This is a genomic window from Mesorhizobium sp. M7D.F.Ca.US.004.03.1.1 (genome assembly GCF_003998635.1).
GTDB classification, from domain to species: domain Bacteria; phylum Pseudomonadota; class Alphaproteobacteria; order Rhizobiales; family Rhizobiaceae; genus Mesorhizobium; species Mesorhizobium loti.
Window position 1 is genome coordinate 1 of sequence record NZ_RZQG01000917.1, and the last position, 2231, is coordinate 2231.

2 protein-coding genes and 1 pseudogene are annotated in these 2231 nt (G+C 56.1%); all 3 read left to right on the forward strand.

The window, feature by feature from the left end; all coding sequences use genetic code 11:
• Nucleotides 1-430, forward strand: a pseudogene (locus EN935_RS31845) (chitooligosaccharide synthase NodC); the annotation flags it as partial.
• A gap of 261 nt (nucleotides 431-691) precedes the next feature.
• Nucleotides 692-1606, forward strand: a complete 915-nt coding sequence (nodI, locus tag EN935_RS31850; protein WP_024505873.1) for a nodulation factor ABC transporter ATP-binding protein NodI — start codon at nucleotides 692-694, stop codon at nucleotides 1604-1606.
• A 3-nt stretch (nucleotides 1607-1609) separates the two neighbouring features.
• A partial coding sequence (locus tag EN935_RS31855; protein WP_127374010.1) for an ABC transporter permease occupies nucleotides 1610-2231 on the forward strand: 622 nt, incomplete at its 3' end.

Here is a 2231-nt window from a genome sequence, read left to right on the forward strand (position 1 = left end):
GGATCGCTATCTAACTTTGGATGTGATGGGAGAGAATCTCGGCCCATTGTTGCTCGGCATCGCGGTAGTAACGGCGCTCGGTGAGTTACTATTTTCACATACAGTAAATTGGTGGACGGTGCTGGCTATTGTCACGATGACCATAATCAGATCTACGGTGTTATCTTTCCGCACTCGGCAGCTTCGATTCATCGGCTATTCAATGCACGCGTTAATCAGGATATTCCTGTTGATCCCCTTGAAGGCTTACGCCCTGTGTACATTGAGCAATAGCGATTGGCTGTCGCGTAAAAGTGTTCCCCTGCCCAACAGCAGCACAAAGGAAATCACAAGCGCGATGCCGCTTGGCGGAGCAAATGCTGCGGGCAATTCTGGAATTGCGGAGTCACTTCATACTGCAGATCTTTCGCTCACAGCTAGTGAAGTCTGACGGCCTTGCAGCGCCGAGTGACCGAGTAAGTTGTGTCAGTCGACACGGGGTGAAGCTTGTCGAGTTACCTATGGTCAGAACGGGGACTATGTGGAAGCGACACGTGGCATCTTGACGTTATTCTTTGGCGGAAGCGATACACACGTCGCTCCGGCCGCGACTTTCCAAAGGTGTCATCTCAAGGCGGTGGCCTGCTCTGAACCAGAATTCGCAAGTAAGCTGCCGGTGGCCAATCGGACTCATTCCGCTTGAGATAGACGCATGTCCAATGTAGCAATCGACCTTACCGGCGTAACCAAATTATTCGGAAACAAGCTCGTTGTGGACGGGCTGTCCTTCACCGTTGCATCGGGAGAGTGCTTCGGTCTGCTGGGGCCTAACGGCGCAGGCAAGAGCACGATTGCGCGTATGCTCCTCGGTATGACCCGGCCTGACGCGGGTGATATAACAGTCCTCGGTCTACCAGTGCCGGCACGCAGCCGCTTGGCCCGCAAGGGCATAGGCGTGGTCCCGCAGTTCGACAATCTCGACCTGGAATTTACGGTACGTGAGAACCTGTTGGTGTTCGGGCGCTACTTCGGCATGAGTACAAGAGAGATCAACGCCGTCATCCCACGGCTGCTCGAGTTCGCTCGCCTTGAGAGCAAGGCGGATTCACGTGTCGGCCTGCTATCCGGCGGGATGAAGCGGCGCCTGACGCTGGCACGTGCTCTGATCAACGACCCCCAGTTGCTTGTGATGGATGAGCCCACGACCGGCCTCGACCCGCATGCCCGCCATCTGATCTGGGAGCGACTTCGTTTCCTGCTGGCGAGCGGAAAAACGATCATTTTGACCACCCATTTCATGGAAGAGGCTGAGCGGCTTTGTGATCGGCTGTGTGTTCTCGAGCGGGGACGCAAGATCGCCGAGGGCAGTCCTCATGCGCTGATCGACGAGTACATTGGGTGCAACGTGATCGAGATCTTCGGCGGTAATCCACAGGAGCTGATTTCGCTGATCAGACCGTACGTTCAGCGTGTCGAGGTAAGCGGCGAGACGCTCTTTTGCTATGCGCCTGAGCCGGAGGATGTGCGCATCCAGCTTCGCGGTCGAGCGGGTCTGCGTATTCTAGAGCGTCCACCCAGTCTGGAGGACGTTTTCTTGCGGTTAACCGGACGTGAGATGGAGAAGTGAGCAATGGGTGAACGTTTTGCGGCCGCTCTACCCGCCAACGCCTGGAACTGGATGGCGGTGTGGCGCCGCAATCATCTGGCATGGAAGAAGGTGGCATTTGCTTCAATGCTCGGCACCCTTGCTGATCCGATGATTTACCTTTTCGGGCTCGGCACTGGCCTTGGACTGTTGGTAGGCCGCATCGAAGGTGCATCCTACATCGCCTTTCTGGCAGCCGGCATGGTTGCGACGAGCGCGATGACAGCATCAACCTTCGAAACAATTTACGCGGTTTTCGGTCGAATGCGCGATCAGGGCACTTGGGAAGCAATCCTGCACACACAACTTACCCTCGGCGACATCGTTCTCGGTGAATTGACCTGGGCAGCCACAAAGGCTTTTCTGGCCGGTACGACAATTGCGATTGTTGCGGCCGCGCTAGGTTATGCCGCGTGGACGTCGGTTCTCTACGTGCTACCGGTCGTCGCTCTCACCGGATTCGCCTTTGCGAGCCTGGCCATGCTCGTCATCGCGCTCGCGCCCAGTTATCACTATTTTATTTTCTATCAGACGCTTGTCATCACACCCATGCTGTTCCTTTCGGGCGCGGTTTTTCCAGTCGGCCAATTGCCAGGAGTGTTTCAGC

Bases quoted from the DNA above. Each gene is read 5' to 3' on its own strand.
- nodI (WP_024505873.1), top strand. From the start codon at position 692: ATGTCCAATGTAGCAATCGACCTTACCGGCGTAACCAAATTATTCGGA.